A 15,842-nucleotide genomic window follows, 5' to 3' on the forward strand; every position below is an offset into this window, starting at 1 on the left:
CAGGGTCGGGTCAGGCGCCGCCGGATGCTTGGATCGGGCGTTCCGTTCCGGTGCCCCGGTCGTTCGTAACGAACCACTCACCGGCACAACAGGGACGCTACGGGAGGGCTGGTCATGGCCGAACCACTGGAGACGATCGCCGCTGCGGCGCATGATCCGGACAAGGGACTGGCCGAGGTCATGGCGATCATCATGGAGGGCTACGGGGACCGCCCGGCCCTCGGTGAACGCGCCAGGGAACCCGGGACGGCGCGCCTTCTCCCGCGGTTCGACACCATCAGTTACCGCGAGCTGTGGGCACGCGTCCGGGCGGTCGCCGGCACGTGGTACCACGACCCGCGCCACCCGCTGAGCCCGGGCGACCGCATCTGCACCCTGGGCTTCACCAGTACCGACTACGCGACGCTCGACCTCGCGTGCATCCATGTGGGTGTCGTCGCCGTGCCCCTGCAGTCCAGCGCGCCGCTGTCCCAGCTGATGCCGATCATCGCGGAGACCGAGCCGCGCGTCCTCGCGGCGAGCACCGAGCGCCTCGGCATCGCCGTCGAGGCCGTGCTCGAGAACACCTCGGTCGAGCGCCTGATCGTGTTCGACCACCGCCCCGAAGCCGCGGACCACCGCGACGCCCTCGAGGCGGCCCGACGCCGTCTCGCCGAAGCGGGCAGTCCGGTGGTCGTGGACACGCTGGCCGCGCTGATCGCGAAGGGAACCGGGCTCCCGCCCGCCCCCCTGTTCACCGCCGATCCGGGCGACGACCCGCTGGCCCTGCTCATTTACACCTCCGGCAGCACCGGGACCCCCAAGGGAGCCATGTACACACAGCGGCTGGTCGGCACCGCGTGGTACGGGTTCAGCTACGGGGCGTCGGACGTGCTCCCGGTGAGCATCCTCTACATGCCGCAGAGCCACCTCGCGGGCCGCTACGCGCTCATGGGCTCGCTCGTCCGGGGCGGTGTCGGCCACTTCACCGCCAGGAGCGACCTGTCCACCCTGTTCGAGGACATCGCGCTGACCCGGCCCACCGAACTGACCATGGTCCCGCGTCTGTGCGACATGCTCTTCCAGCAGTACCAGAGCGAACTGGACCGGCGTGCGGGCGAGCCGGGCGACGTCGAGACGGCGATCAGAACCGAACTCCGTGAGAACTTCCTGGGCGGGCGCGTCACCAAGGCGTTCTGCGGGACCGCCCCGCTCTCCGCCGAGGTGGCCGCCTTCGTCGAGTCCTGCCTGGGTCTCCACCTGTACACCGGGTACGGCTCCACCGAAGCGGGCGGGGTGCTGCTCGACACGGTGGTGCAGCGCCCACCGGTGATCGACTACAAGCTGGTCGACGTCCCGGAGCTGGGCTACTTCCGCACGGACGTGCCCCACCCGCGCGGGGAACTGCTGCTCAAGACCGAATCCATCATCCCCGGGTACTACAAGCGCCCCGATGTCACCGCCGCGGTCTTCGACGAGGACGGCTACTACCGGACCGGCGACGTCTTCGCCGAACTCGGCCCCGACCGGCTCGTCCACGTCGACCGCACCAAGGACACGCTGAAACTGTCCCAGGGCGAGTTCGTGGCCGTCTCCCGCCTGGAGACCGTCTTCGTCGGCAGCCCCCTCGTCCAGCAGATCTTCGTGTACGGCAACAGCGAGCGCGCCCACCTGCTCGCGGTGGTGGTGCCCACACCGGCCGCACTGGCCAGGAGCGGCGGGGACGTCGAGTCGCTCAAGGCGCTGCTCAGCGCATCGCTCCAGGACGCCGCCAGGGAGGCGGAGCTCAACCCGTACGAGATCCCGCGCGACTTCCTGATCGAGACCGAACCCTTCAGCGCCGAGAACGGCCTGCTCGCCGAGAGCCACAAACTGCTGCGCCCCCGGCTCAGGGAACGGTACGGCGAGGCGCTGGAGCGGCTGTACGCGCGGCTCGCCGACGGGCAGGCCGAGCGCTTGCGCGAGCTGCGACAGGCGGGGCCGGACCAGCCGGTGGCGGAAACGGTCGCCCAGGCAGCCCAGGCCCTGCTGGGCCGTTCGGACACCGATCTGAGTGCCGACGCGCACTTCACCGACCTGGGCGGGGACTCCCTGTCCGCGCTGTCCTTCTGCCAGCTCATGAAGGAGATCTTCCGCGTCGAGGTTCCGGTCGGGGTGGTGATCAGCCCCGTCAACGACCTGGCACGGGTGGCGCGGTACATCGAGGCGGAACGCGAGTCCGGCACGAAGCGCCCCACATGCGCCCTGGTGCACGGCGAGAACGGCTCCGAGGTCCGTGCGGGCGATCTCACCCTGGACGCCTTCATCGACGCGCCGACGCTCGCCGCCGCCCCGGCGCTGCCCCGCAGCGACGGCACCGCGCGGACCGTCCTGCTGACCGGCGCCGGCGGCTACCTCGGCCGGTTCCTCTGCCTGGAATGGCTGGAGCGGCTGGGGCCCTCGGGCGGCCGGCTGATCTGCGTCGTACGCGGCAGCGACGCAGCCACGGCGGCGAAACGGCTGGAGGGGGCCTTCGACAGCGGCGACGCCGAACTGCTGCGGCGATACCGGGAACTGGCCGACGGAACCCTGGAGGTCCTCGCGGGAGACATCGGCGAGCCGCGCCTGGGCCTGGACCAGGACACCTGGGACAGGCTGGCAAGCACCGTGGACCGGATCGTCCACCCGGCCGCCCTGGTCAACCACGTACTGCCCTACCCGGAGTTGTTCGGGCCCAACGTCGTCGGCACGGCCGAACTGATCCGGCTGGCGCTCACCGCGCGGATCAAGCCCTTCACCTACGTGTCCACCGTCGCCGTCCAGGCCGGTGCCGGAGCCGCGACCCTCGACGAGGACGCCGACATCCGCGTCACCAGCCCGGTGCGGAGCCTCGACCAGAGCTACGCCAACGGGTACGCCACCAGCAAATGGGCAGGGGAGGTCCTGCTCCGGGAGGCGCACGAACTGTGCGGCCTGCCGGTCACCACGTTCCGGTCCGACATGATCCTCGCGCACAGCAGGTACCGGGGACAGCTGAACGTGCCCGACGTGTTCACCCGGCTGCTGCTCAGCCTGGTCGCCACCGGCATCGCGCCGGCCTCGTTCCACCGGACCGGCACCCGCGCGCACTACGACGGTCTGCCGGTCGACTTCACCGCCGAGGCGATCACCGCACTCGGCGCGCGGCCCTCCGACGGCTACCGCACCTTCAACGCGCTGAACCCGCACGACGACGGCATCTCGCTGGACACCTTCGTCGACTGGCTCATCGAGTCCGGCCACCCGATCCGGCGGATCGACGACTACGACACATGGCTCGCCCGCGTCACGGCCGCGATGCGGGCCCTGCCGGAGAAGCAGCGCCAGTACTCGCTGCTGCCCCTGCTGCACGCCTTCGCGCACCCCGACGAGGGCACCCCCGGTGCGGCACTCCCGACCGAACGCTTCCACGCCGCCGTCCGCTCCGCCGGCATCGGCCCCGACAAGGACATCCCCCATCTGTCGGCCGCCCTCATCCGCAAGTACGTCACCGACCTGCGCGGCCTCGGCCTGCTCCGCTGACTTCGTCGGCCGGTCCGCCGGGATTCCGCCGGACCGGCCAACGGGCGAGGTCACACCCCGCGACGTCAGCTGCCGGCGGGGACTTCGGTGGGCAGGTCGAACCACGTACCCGCCATTTGCTCGACCTGGCTGTCGTTCAGGGCGCCCTGGAAGGCCCATACGTCGTCGATCAAGCCGGGGAAGTACTCGCTTCCGACGGCGCCGATCTTCGTACGTCCGATCTGGAGGGATCTCGCGGCCTTCGTGGTCAGGACGTCGTCGCCCCAGGCCATCAGGCCCTCGCAGGCGCTGCCGTTGGCGTCGCCATCGCCGCAGGCGACCTCCTGGAGGATTCCGTTGACGTACAGGCGGGCCTGTCTGGCGAACCCGTCGTAGACCAGGGCCAGGTGGGTCCAGTCCGTGACATAGCTGAATTCACTGTTGGCCATGCGCCGGATCGTCGCGTCGGTGCCGTCCTTGTCGGGCAGCGAGATCTCCCATGTTCCGAGTCCTTCGGGCTCATTGGGGTCCGGGACGAAGCGGATGGAGAAGGGGGTCTGTGCGGAACCCTCCGCACTCACCACCGTGGCGTTCGCGGTGGGGACGGAGGCCGCCTGGGCCCATGCGGTGACGGTGAAGCTGGAGCTCGTGTCGACCGGCACCGCCGGTGTCGACGCGTAGCCGGTCGTGCCGTTCAACTCCAGCCCGCCGTCCATGTACCCGAGACCGATCTGAGCACCGTCCCGCAGGGACATGGGCGCTGCCTGCCCGGAGTCGTCCGGTGATGTGGATCCGGCGTCGGCCGTGTCCAGCTTCCAACGCGCGCTGACCAGAGGACGCTGCTGGAACATCTGGCGCACCTCGTCGTCCGACACCGGCCGGTCGTAGAGTCGCACGTCGTCGATCTGGCCGGGGAAGTACTGGATGAGGTTGCCGCCGTCGATGCTCAGCGCGCCGACCTGGACCCTGCCACCGGCGTACCAGGGACTCGTTTGCGCGACGCTGGCGGCCTTGGTTCCGTTGACGTACAAGGTCAGAGTCTGGGCCACCGCATCGTGAACGCCGACGAGATGCACCCAGTCTCCGACCCGTGCGGTGGTGCCCTCCGGCTGCACGGCGCGGATCTGGGTCGCGTTCGGAACGTCGGCCGAGTACTGGGTGAAGCCCCAGCGGTTGTACGTCTTCGAGTAGTACAGCTCGAATCCCGGCCGGTTCTTGCCCAGTTGGGCGACGACCGTGGCGGCCTGATCCGGTATGCGGTCGAGTTTGGCCCAGGCCGACACCGTGAAGGGACGCTGGGTGTCGGAGTGCGGCGCGGTGGTGTGCGCGAAGGCATCGGTGCCGTTCAGGGCAAGCGCGCGCCCTGCGACACCCGGTGCGCCGAGTCGGGCACCGCCTTCGAGTTTCAATGGCTGGGTGTCGGCGTACCCGACGACCTCGGTGGCGCCCTCCGGCTCGTCCATCGGGAACACGGCGCGGGCAGTACGGCCGTTGCCGATCGGTTCCTCGCGGTACAGATGGCCGATCTCTGTCGCGCTCACCGGCTTGTCGAAGAGGCGCAGCTCATCGATGGCGCCCGGGAAGTAGTTCGTGACCCTGCCGTTGAGGTTGCCGGCTCCGATCTGCAGACCGCGGCGGGCGTCCCACGCGGTGGTGTACGGCGTGGAGCCGACCAGGGCCCCGTTGACGTAGAGCTGGAGCTCCTTCGCGCCTCCGCTGTAGACACCCACCAGATGGGTCCACTCGTTCGCGGTCACGCCGCCGGCCTGCGGGGCCATGGCGCGGGCGATGGAGGCTCCCGGACTGTCGGAGGTGTACTGGTTGAATACCCACCGGTCATAGGCCAGGGAGTAGTACAACTCGAAGCCAGGAGAGTAGTTGCCCGGCTGGGCCGCGATGACGGCGGCCTTGGTGGGCATCTTGTCGAGTTTCACCCAGGCCGACACGCTGAAGCCGATGGAGGTGTTGACCGTCGGGATGTCGGTCGCCGCGTAGCCGCTCGTGCCGTCGAGGTGCAGGGCCGTGCCCTTCTTGCCCGCCGCACCCGTGGCGGCTCCGCCGTGCAGAGTGGCGACGCGTGCACCGGCGCTGCCCCGCGCCTCGGCCACCCCGGCTTCCTCGTCCATCTGCCACATGGCACGCTCGGGCTGCCCGGCCTTGACCCGGAACCAATAGGTCCGAACCTCCGAGCCATTGCCCGACTGGTCGAATGCCTGGGCGGTGACGAAATTCAGCCCGGGTTTCGCCGGCAGGACCCTTGCGGTCTTCGCAGCGCCAGAAGAGGTTGCCAGGGTGTTCTTCGACGTGGGGTCGCCGTTGACGCCGAACCAGTACTTCGTCACATCGCCGTCGGCAGCCTTCAACTCGAAGGAGCCGTATTTGCCCACCCCGTCGAACCATGGAGCCTCCGGATCGCTCGGGTCCGACTCCGGATACTCGCCGGATGAGACCGCCGGGGCTGCCGGCACCGTGGTGTCGTAGACGAAGTAGCAGGAGGTGGGGTCGTCACCGGCGTAGGACCAGGGCGAGTACTGCGCCCCGTCGTACGATCGTGCGTACCAGTGCACGGTCTTGTTCGTCGGTACCGAAGACGGTAGTGAGATCGAGAAGCTCGACCCCGACTTCTTGTACGTCGTCAGTGCCGGCTTCCACCGGGGGATCGTGCCCTTCCCATCGCCCGCGTCCCAGTCGGCCTGGAACTGCACCGCGATGTTGTCACCGTCTGGGTCGGTCACACTGTTCGCGTAGATCTTGCCGAGCGTGCGTACGTGCGGTGCGCTGGCAGGCTTCTTGCACGTGCCGCCGTACTCCATGGTCAGCTGTGACATCTTGATCTGTGAGGGCGGGCGGTTGTACTTCACCCGAAGGAACGCCTTGTCCGAGAAGCGCTTCCAGGCGTATCCGTCGGTCTCGCTGGAGGCCCGGAGCCCGAATGTCATGTTCGCCCACTTGCCGTTCGCGGCCTGTTGGACCGCGGACTTCACATCGAACTCAGCGTCCTTGGCGGCGCAGCCTTCGTAGCCGTACGCGAACGATGCCTTCTTGAGCTGCTCGATCCAGAAACCGTCGGCGTTCTGGGAGTTCCACGTGGTGGACGAGGAGATGTCCTTGGTACGCCACAGCTGCACCTCGCGCGCACTGCAGGACGCCGACCACACATTGCGGACCACGAACTCCGCCGACAGGATCGACTTGCCCGCGAACTTCGAGGTGGGGATGCGGTAGAAGAGACGCTTGGTGTCGTTCGGCTGGCAGTATGCCCAGTTGCAGTACCCCATGCCGGCGTCCGGCTTGCCGTTGAACTTCCATTGCGGCGAGGACGCCCAGTATTTCGATGCCATCGTCCAGGCCGATGCCCTGGGGGAGTACCACTGCGGATCGATGAACACCGGATACGTGGTGCCCTTGCCTTTCAGGACATCGGCGTCCGGGGTGAGCACCAACTCCTTGCCGCCCTCCGGAACAGCGACGCCCACCGGAGCGAGCTTGGCCGAGTCACCGGGTGCGGGTTCATCGTCGGCCATGGCTCCCGCAGGGGCCGACTGCGGTTGGCCAGGGGACGCCGCCCCGTTCTCGCTGAGGCTGGAGTCCCACATCACAGGCTGAGGGGCTTCGAACACGGCACTCCTGGCTCCGTGGTCGATGGCCTGGAGCCCGCCCTGTGTGGTGGCCCGGACATCCATGCCATCCGCGGCGAGTCGCATCCGCACTTCTGCCAGTTCCTCGCTGGCTGCCGCCTCGGCCGACTTGACCACCAGCAGCTGGGTGAAGCCGTCCTCCTGCGCTCCCATGCGCAGATCCACATCCGGCAGTACGTTCCGGTAGGTTGCCGTTGCGCCGTCCAACTGCGGGACGGGGAGCGGATCGGGCCACGAAAGCGCCAACTCACGACCGGCCTTGGTCATTTGAACGAGCGGCGCGTCGCCGCCTCCGGAGAACTTCAGACCGACAGTGGTCACCTGCGGAGCGACCGAACCGTCCGATGCCTTCGCCAGTTGTGTGTCCACCGGCTTCCACTGCTCGCCTACCCGAGCCCGGACCGGCCGGAGAAATTCCCGTGCCTCCAGATTCCCATCGGGCGTGGCGTACACGTCACTGCTCTCTCCGCGCATCGACGTGATCTCGACACTCTTGCCGGAACGTTTCGCCTCGGCAAGGGCCTCGTCAGTCGTCACTGCTGCGGGAGGGCTGTTGTCACTACTCCGCACAGCGCGTACCTGCTGGGCCGACGCGGGCAGTGCCATCGGCACAAGACCGACCGTCAGCGCGACGGCCAGCGCGGAGGCGAGGACCGTGGGCTCAACCCAGTGCCGTCCCACCGCCCGTCTCCATGCATGAGTACCACGGTGCACTCGCACCTTGTTCACCAATCCCACCCCAACCTCACAGGAAGTGCATAAACGCGAAGAGTCAACCTGCTGTTGGAGTGTGGGTCAAGGTCGTCATGTGGTCCGAAACGGGCCGTCATCAGGCATGCTCGGTCGAGGTGTGAACGCATGGCTTGATGGCGCGTCACTTGGGTTTCCGGGGTGTCGACTCCAGCTCGGACGCCTGTGTGGGGGCTGCTGAGCCGCCCTCTCAGTAGCGGGTCATCTGCTTGAAAAGCAAGACGTGACGTCTCGTCATGGCGAGGCCGGCCGCGCACGCCCTGGAAGAGCCGCTGCTCACATCAGTGGCGTGTGCCGCACGTTGCTTCTGGGGCACTTCGGACTTGAGGGTTTCGGTATCAGCCGCACGATCCGTGTGCGGTCAAGCGCCCTGAGATGCGCCGTGCTTGTTCCGTTTCGCCAGGATGGTGCGATAGATCCCTCTGGATATTCACGTGGTCTCTACATAGAGTCCTTCAAGATCCCACTTCTCGGCGGATCTTCATCTTCTTGGAGGCGGAGTGGGGTTGGTCATCGGACGGTGGTGTCGGCTGATGGCGTTGCCCGTCCAGCGTCGGCGAACCTGTCCGTCATCTGTGCGGGGCGAAGCCACCTGGCCCGTGGGTGTGCAGCAGTTCGGGATCCGCGGATCGTTAGCCGGGGACAGCGAGCTTCCGGTCGATGCCGACTCGGGCGTTGGGTTCAGCCATTCCTCCCCGTGCCACCGTCCGGCCCTCATTCGATACATGTTCCGCTGGGTGAGTGCATGCCAGGGCGCCGTCCTATCGGCGTGCCTGGCAGCCGTGTTGGATGACATCGCGCGAGCTGGGCTCGTCACTGTCTCGGACAACTCGGTTCGGGACTTCGCGGGTTCATGGGCGAAGTCACCACCGGCATCCACTGCACGGCATTCGGTTCGTGCGATGCCGCGCCTGCTGAGCTCGACTTCCTGATGGCGTGGTTGATGGCGTCCGACCAACCCGTTGGTCGACCGATGTCATGCGGCCGCCAGGGCCGGGAAACGCCGTCCCCTTCCATTCCGCGCCGCGAGCCCCGTGGAGGGTCTGCGGCGCCCGGCATCGATGGAGATCACATATGAGACATACTGCAGGGGGCCTCTTGAGGAGCAGAGTGCGCCGCCGACTTCCGCTGGCCGTCTCCGCGGTTATGGTCGCCACGCTGCTCCAGGCCGCGGGAGTTCAGCCGTCCACGGCTGCGGTCTCGAATCTGCCCGGACTTCCGAAGGCTGAAAAGCCCGTCGAAGGAAGCAAGGGGGCCAAGGTCAAACCGCGTAAGCGGAATTCGGGGACCAGGACTCCGCAACGAGCGCCGAAGGCGGATCTGCCCTCCGCCGGTGCGGTCACGATCACGGTTCCGGATGGCCAGACGAAGGGCACGAAGCGCTTCGCCGTTCCCCGAGGACAATCGATCGGGATCGGCCCGGCTCGGGACAGTGCGACGCCCGAGGGCCACGGTGTCAACAGCACCCGCACTCCGAACACTGTGACCGCGCAGGTCTTGAGCCGCGAGCAGGCCGAGCGTGTCGGGGTGAAGGGCTCCTTGTTCACTCTCGATTCCAAGTCGTCTGCCCTCGGTGGGGCACGCGAATCGATCGCGCTGACCGTCGACTACGCACCCTACGCGGAGCTCTTCGGCGGCTCCTTCGCTTCCCGCATGCGGTTGGTCGAACTACCGGCCTGCGCACTCACGACGCCCGACAAGAAGGGCTGCCGTGAGGCCAGACCCGTTGCCGCCATCAACAGCACGGCAGAGCACACACTGACAGCGAAGTCGGTGAGCCTTCGGCCCTCGAGGCCGACCGTGCTGGCCGTGACGGCCTCGGCCGCTGGCGACAAGGGGGACTACAAGGCCACGCCGCTGGCACCTTCGTCCACCTGGAAAACCAACCTCAACACCGGGGACTTCATCTGGTCGTACGGGATCCCGACACCCGATGTCGCGGGAGGCCTGAAACCGACCGTCGGCCTGTCGTACACCTCCGGAGCCATCGACGGACGGACCGGCGGGACGAACAATCAGGGCTCCTGGGTAGGCGATGGGTTCGACCTCTGGCCCGGGCACATCGAACGCCGTTACAAGCCGTGCGCGGACGACGGTGTGAAGAACGCTGACGGCAGTAAGCCCGGAGACATGTGCTGGGCCTACGACAACGCTCTCATCTCCTTCAACGGAGCGAGCGGTGAACTCGTTCCCACCGGCAAGGACGAATTCAGGCTGAAGAACGACGACGGCACGCGGATCAAGCGCCTGGAATCCACCGACCGGGGCAATGGGGACAACGACGGTGAGTACTGGCGGCTGACCGCACCGGACGGCATCACGTACTACTTCGGGTACAACCGGCTGCCCGGCTGGACTGCGGGCAAGGCCACTACGGACTCCACTTGGACCATGCCGGTCTACGGCAACAATGCCGGTGAGAAGTGCCACGCGGCGACGTTCGCGGACTCCTGGTGCCAACAGGCATGGCGATGGAACCTCGACTATGCCGTCGATGCCCACGGGAACACGATCAGCTACCACTACAAAAAGGAGACCAACTCCTACGGGCGCAACCTCAAATCGGAGGACGACACCCCCTACACGCGTGGTGGCTACCTTGAGCGGATCGACTACGGGCAGAAGTCGACTGACTTGTATGCGACCAAGCCCCTTGCCCAGGTGGTCTTCAGCAACGCGGAACGATGCCTGCCGACCACTGATGTGACCTGCGCAGCCGACACCATCGACACCAAGGCCTTCTACTGGTACGACACGCCGTGGGACCTGAACTGCAAGGCCGGCACCAGCTGTGACAACAACAGGTTGTCCCCCTCCTTCTGGACCCGTAAGCGCCTGACCGGAATTGCGACCCAGGTCCTCAAGTCCGACGGCACGTACGGCAAGGTCGACTCCTGGGCGTTCAACCACCGTTGGGGCATGGCTGACACGGATTACCAACTCCTGCTGGACAGCATTCAGCACACGGGCGAGTCCGCGGCACCCGCCATTACGTTGCCCAAGACCACGTTCGCCTACGAGCAACTGGCGAACCGACTCGACAAGACTGGCGACGGGTTCGCGCCCTTCATCAAGTCTCGGCTCTCCTCAGTGGCGGACGAGTACGGGGGTGAGCTCAGTGCCAACTACTCGGCCGCGGACTGCAACTGGAGTTCTCTTCCGACGCCTGAGACGAACACCACGCGGTGCTTTCCCCAGTACATCGGTGGCAGTGACTCCGACCCCGCCGAACGCCACTGGTTCAACAAGTATGTGACTACCTCTGTTACGGCGACCGACCGCATCGGCGGCTCGCCCGACCAGGTCACGCGATACGACTACCTGGGAGGGGCTGCCTGGCATTTCGACGACGACGACGGCCTGACCAAGGAGAAGGAGAAGACCTGGTCACAGTGGCGCGGCTACGGCCAGGTCCGGGTCCGGACCGGCGGTCAGGGCGGCGACGCCGCCATGAAGACACAGCAGGACTCCTACTTCCTCCGCGGCATGGACGGCGACCGGAAGAACGCAACCGGGGGTACGAAGACGGTTTCCGTATCGCTGGCCGAGGGTGAGGGCGACCCCATTCCCGACCACGAATCCGCGGCGGGATTCGTCTACAAGTCTGTTCAGTTCGACCAACCGGGCGGGAAGGTACTCAACAAGTCCGTCAGCAGGCCCTGGCACCATGAAACGGCGAAGAAGGTCCGCGACTGGGGCACGGTGACGGCCAACTTCACCGGTACCTCCAGTGTCAAGGGCTGGGACTCGCTCGACAACGGCGCGGGCGCCAAATGGCGGACCACGTCGTCGGCTTTCACGCACGACACCGTCGCTGGACGGGTCACCCAGATCGACGATTTCGGGAACGATGCCACGCCGGCGGACGATCGGTGCACCCGCACCACGTACCCGGAGGTGACAGATGCCAACCTGATCCACCTCTTCTCCCGCAAGGAGACGGTCACCAAGTCGTGCGCTGCCCAGACCGACCGTTCCAAGGACGTCCTCTCGGACGTGCGCACCGCCTACGATGGCGGCGCCTACGGTGCGGCTCCGGTCAAGGGTGATCCGACCGCGATGGCCAAGCTCAAGAGCCACGACGGCAGCAAGGCGACGTACGTCGAATCAGGTATCACCTACGACGGCTACGGACGCCAGGTGAAGACGACGGACCTGGTCGCCGATGTCGTGGTCACGGGGACCGGTTCCCCGGTCCGTACTGTTCGAGCGGACGGTCGTACGACGACCACCACGTATGTCCCTGCCACGGGGCTGGTCACCGAGATCAAGGTGACCACGCCTCCCGCCGACTCCACGGATGCCACTACGGCCCAGACCACCGTCACCACCGTCGACCCATTGCGCGGTACGGCTGTCAAGGAGACGGACACCAACGGCAATGTGAGCGAACTGACCTACGACGCACTTGGGCGCTCCATGAAGGTCTGGTTGCCGGACCGCCGTAACACCCAGGTTCCCAACCAGGAGTTCGCCTACACCGTCACCGATGCGACGGTCGCCGTCGCGACGAAGACCCTGAACAACAAGGGCGGCCAGATCACGTCGTACGCGCTCTATGACGGATTCCAGCGCGAGCGGCAGACCCAGTCCCCGGGGCCGGACGGCGGCAGCGTCATCACGGACGTCTTCTACGACGAGCGTGGCCTCCCCGCCAAGACGTTCGAGCCGTACTACACGACAGGCAAGCCGAGCAGTGTTCTCTTCAAGCCGGCTGATGCTCTGTCAGTGGAGACGCAGACCCGCACCACATTCGATGGTCTGAACCGAGCTGTCGAAACCCGGCAGATCGCGGGCAACGGCGACGGCGGGCAGGTTCTCAACACCACCAGGACCATATACGGCGGGGATCGCACCACTGTCATTCCGCCGGTGGGCGGCACCGCGACAACCACCGTCAAGGACGTCCGCGGGAACATCACCGAACTGCAACAGCACCACAGCCGCTCCGCCGATGCCCCCTTCGACACGACCAGCTACGTATACACGCCTCGTGACGAGCTGGAAAAGGTCACCGGCCCCGGAGGCATGAGTTGGAGCTACGAGTACGACCAACTCGGACGTCAGATCAAGGTCAACGATCCGGACAAGGGCACCACGTCCAGCAGCTACGACGACCGCGGACAGTTGACCTTCAGCAAGGGCTCGCGTACCGATGTCCCGGGCCTGACCTACCTCTACGACGGCCTCGGCCGACAGACCGAGGTGCGTGAGGGGTCGGCCACGGGCACGCTGCGAACCAAGCAGGTGTACGACACGATCACTGGTGCGAAGGGCCAGCTTGCCGAGTCCACGCGATACGTTGACGGGAACGCGTACACCACCAAGGTCACGGCCTACGACCGGCTCTACCGAGCCATCAAGACCGCTGTTGTCATACCGGTGGCCGAGGGGAATCTACAGGGCACCTATCAGTCGGGTACGGCCTATTTGCCGTCCGGGCTGCCGAGCACTGTCAGCTACTCCGCAGCGGGATCGTTGCCCGGTGGGTCTTCGAACTACACCTACGAGGACGAAACCCTGCGTCGGATCGGTGTCTTCGGCGAGGGTATGACGTCCAGCACCGTTTACAGCCTGACGGGTAAGCCCCTGCAGTACACGATGGGTCTGACGACCGGCGGCAAGATCACGCAGGTCACCAACACCTACGAGTGGGGTACGCAGCGACTGGCGACTTCTCGTGTGGACCGCCAGGACCAGCCCGGTGTCGACCGCCACGTCACCTACAGGTACGACGAAGCCGGGTACGTCCGGTCGATGACCGACGTGTCGCGCAGCGGCACCGACAACCAGTGCTTCATCAATGACTACCTCGGCCGCCTCACCGAGGCATGGACCCAGCCCACCACCACGTGTGCGGAGCAGCCCGTCTCCAGCCAGATCGGCGGACCCGCGCCGTACTGGCAGAGCTTCGCCTACGACAAGTCGGGCAATCGCGTCACCGAAGTGCAGCACGACACCTCAGGGAACGTGACCCAGGACATCAAGCGGAGCTACAACTATCCCGGCCCGGGCAAGCCGCTTGCCCATTCCCTCACATCCATCACCACAGCGACTGCGTCGGGTACCACGACCGACGCCTACGCATACGATCCGAGCGGCAACACCACGTCTCGCCCCGGTCAAGCTCTGTCCTGGGACGCCGAAGGCCACCTCGCCTCGGTGACCGAGGATGGCAAGACCACCACTTACGTGTACGACGCGGCAGGCAACCGGCTTATCAAGCGCACCGACACCGAAGCGACGCTGTATCTGGGCCACACCGAAGTCACGCTGCCCACCGGGGCGACGAAGTCCAAGGCCACTCGCTACTTCGACCTCGGCGGCGGACAGATGGCTGTCCGTGCAGATGATGGAACCTTCTCCTTCACCATCGCCGATCACCACGGCACCGGTGAACTTGCCGTCAGTGCGTCAGACCTGGCGCTGACGCAGCGCCGCACGCTTCCCTTCGGCGGGATACGTGGCCAGAACCCGGCGGCCTGGCCGGGCACCAGAGGTTTCGTGGGAGGCACCGACGACACGAAGGACACCGGCCTCACCCACCTGGGCGCCCGCGAGTACGACCCGAACCTCGGTCGATTCATCTCCGTGGACCCGGTCTTCGACATGACCGACCCCCAGCAGATGAATGGCTACACCTACGCCAAGAACACCCCGGTCACTTCCAGTGATCCCTCGGGCCTGTGGATCCCCGAGGGCATGCACGACAACCATGGAGTCGACAGCGGCGGCGGGAGCAACAAGCCTGCCGAGAACCGGGACAAGGCGCGGAAATACGTGGCCGGCACCGCGAAGCCAGTGCGTCATCGTGTGGGAACGAGCTACGTCAAAGCGACCACGAACGACTATGTCCAAGCCGTCGACGCGCTTCTCAAGAACCCTCAGACGAAGAACATCTTCAAACCCGCATCGCATAATTTCGAGTTCAATGACTCCTGTCGAATTGGATCTGCGGGCTGTAACAAAATCCCATGGGACGGCACTGTGCAGGTCGTCGTGCTGGACTTCCTTTGTAAGCAAAAGGGAGTCGAATGTGGCCCGGTGCAAAGCTTTGGTGAGCAGCTGAGCGAGGCTTTTGGGTTCGCCGTTCAGTACGGAGATGGTCCGCGGTTCGTCGGGCCGATCGGTCCTCGGCTCAAGCTCAAGAAATCAGGATCTGGTTGCAAGTGCTTCCCAGCAGGCACCCGCGTCGAAATGGCTGACGGGGCGCCCAAGAAGATTGAGGAAATCGAACTCGGCGACAAGGTTCTCGCAACTGATCCGGAAACAGGTAAGACCGGGGCAAGGAAAGTAACTCGGCTCATCGTCACGGATGACGACAAGCAGTTCAATGAGCTGTCCATCGCCACAGGCGACGGCGTCGAGAAGCTCACTGCTACTCACGAGCACCCATTCTGGTCCCCTTCTGAGGCCGATTGGATCGAGGCTGGGCGACTCAAGCCGGGTATGACCCTGCGGTCGGACGACGGCCACACAGTCATCGTGACGGCCAATCGGAGCTTCACGAGGCATGCGCGCACCTACAATCTGACCGTGGACGACCTGCACACGTACTATGTGCTGGCGGGCGAGACACCGGTCCTCGTTCACAATGCAAATTGTCCATGGACCTCGGTGCGTAAGTACGACGGCGATGGCCACCCGGTGGACGGAACCCGCACACCGACGAACGATGCGCTCGATTCGGCAGAGAAGTGGCTTGGTTCTGGATACAAGGAGACTGTTCCGGGTAGCGGGCGGTACGTTTCGAGGGACGGTACACGTGTTGCAAGAATGGGTGAATCGGATATCACTGGACAGCATGGCGGTGGCCCGCATATGAACTTTGAGCGACTCGCCCCCAATCCGAAGAAGCCTGGAAAAATGATGGTCGTCGAGAATCGACACATCTATCTCGAGTAGGTCAATTCCAGTTGATTTGCTGCCCGAGGGGGTTAATACTCGCCCTCGGGC

Annotated in this window: 3 protein-coding genes; 2 read left to right on the top strand and 1 reads right to left on the bottom strand. The window is 65.8% G+C overall.

Features of this window, described 5'->3' with window-relative positions; all coding sequences use genetic code 11:
* The first annotated feature begins 114 nt into the window (after positions 1 to 114).
* A complete protein-coding gene (gene car, locus AB0E67_RS26055) occupies positions 115 to 3,519 on the top strand; it encodes a carboxylic acid reductase (RefSeq protein ID WP_362031017.1) in 3,405 nt (1,134 codons plus the stop codon).
* A 65-nt stretch (positions 3,520 to 3,584) separates the two neighbouring features.
* Here the strand turns inward: car and AB0E67_RS26060 are convergent, their stop codons facing one another.
* Positions 3,585 to 7,817: a LamG-like jellyroll fold domain-containing protein gene (locus tag AB0E67_RS26060; protein WP_362031019.1), complete on the bottom strand. Its 4,233-nt coding sequence runs from the start codon at positions 7,815 to 7,817 to the stop codon at positions 3,585 to 3,587.
* 1,215 nt (positions 7,818 to 9,032) lie between these two features.
* On the opposite strand from AB0E67_RS26060, the gene AB0E67_RS26065 reads away from it, so the two are divergent.
* Positions 9,033 to 15,791 carry a polymorphic toxin-type HINT domain-containing protein gene (locus AB0E67_RS26065; protein WP_362031074.1) on the top strand — a complete coding sequence of 2,253 codons (6,759 nt, stop codon included), beginning with the start codon at positions 9,033 to 9,035 and terminating at the stop codon, positions 15,789 to 15,791.
* Positions 15,792 to 15,842 lie beyond the last annotated feature (51 nt).

This window comes from Streptomyces sp. NPDC032161, from assembly GCF_040636995.1.
GTDB lineage: Bacteria > Actinomycetota > Actinomycetes > Streptomycetales > Streptomycetaceae > Streptomyces.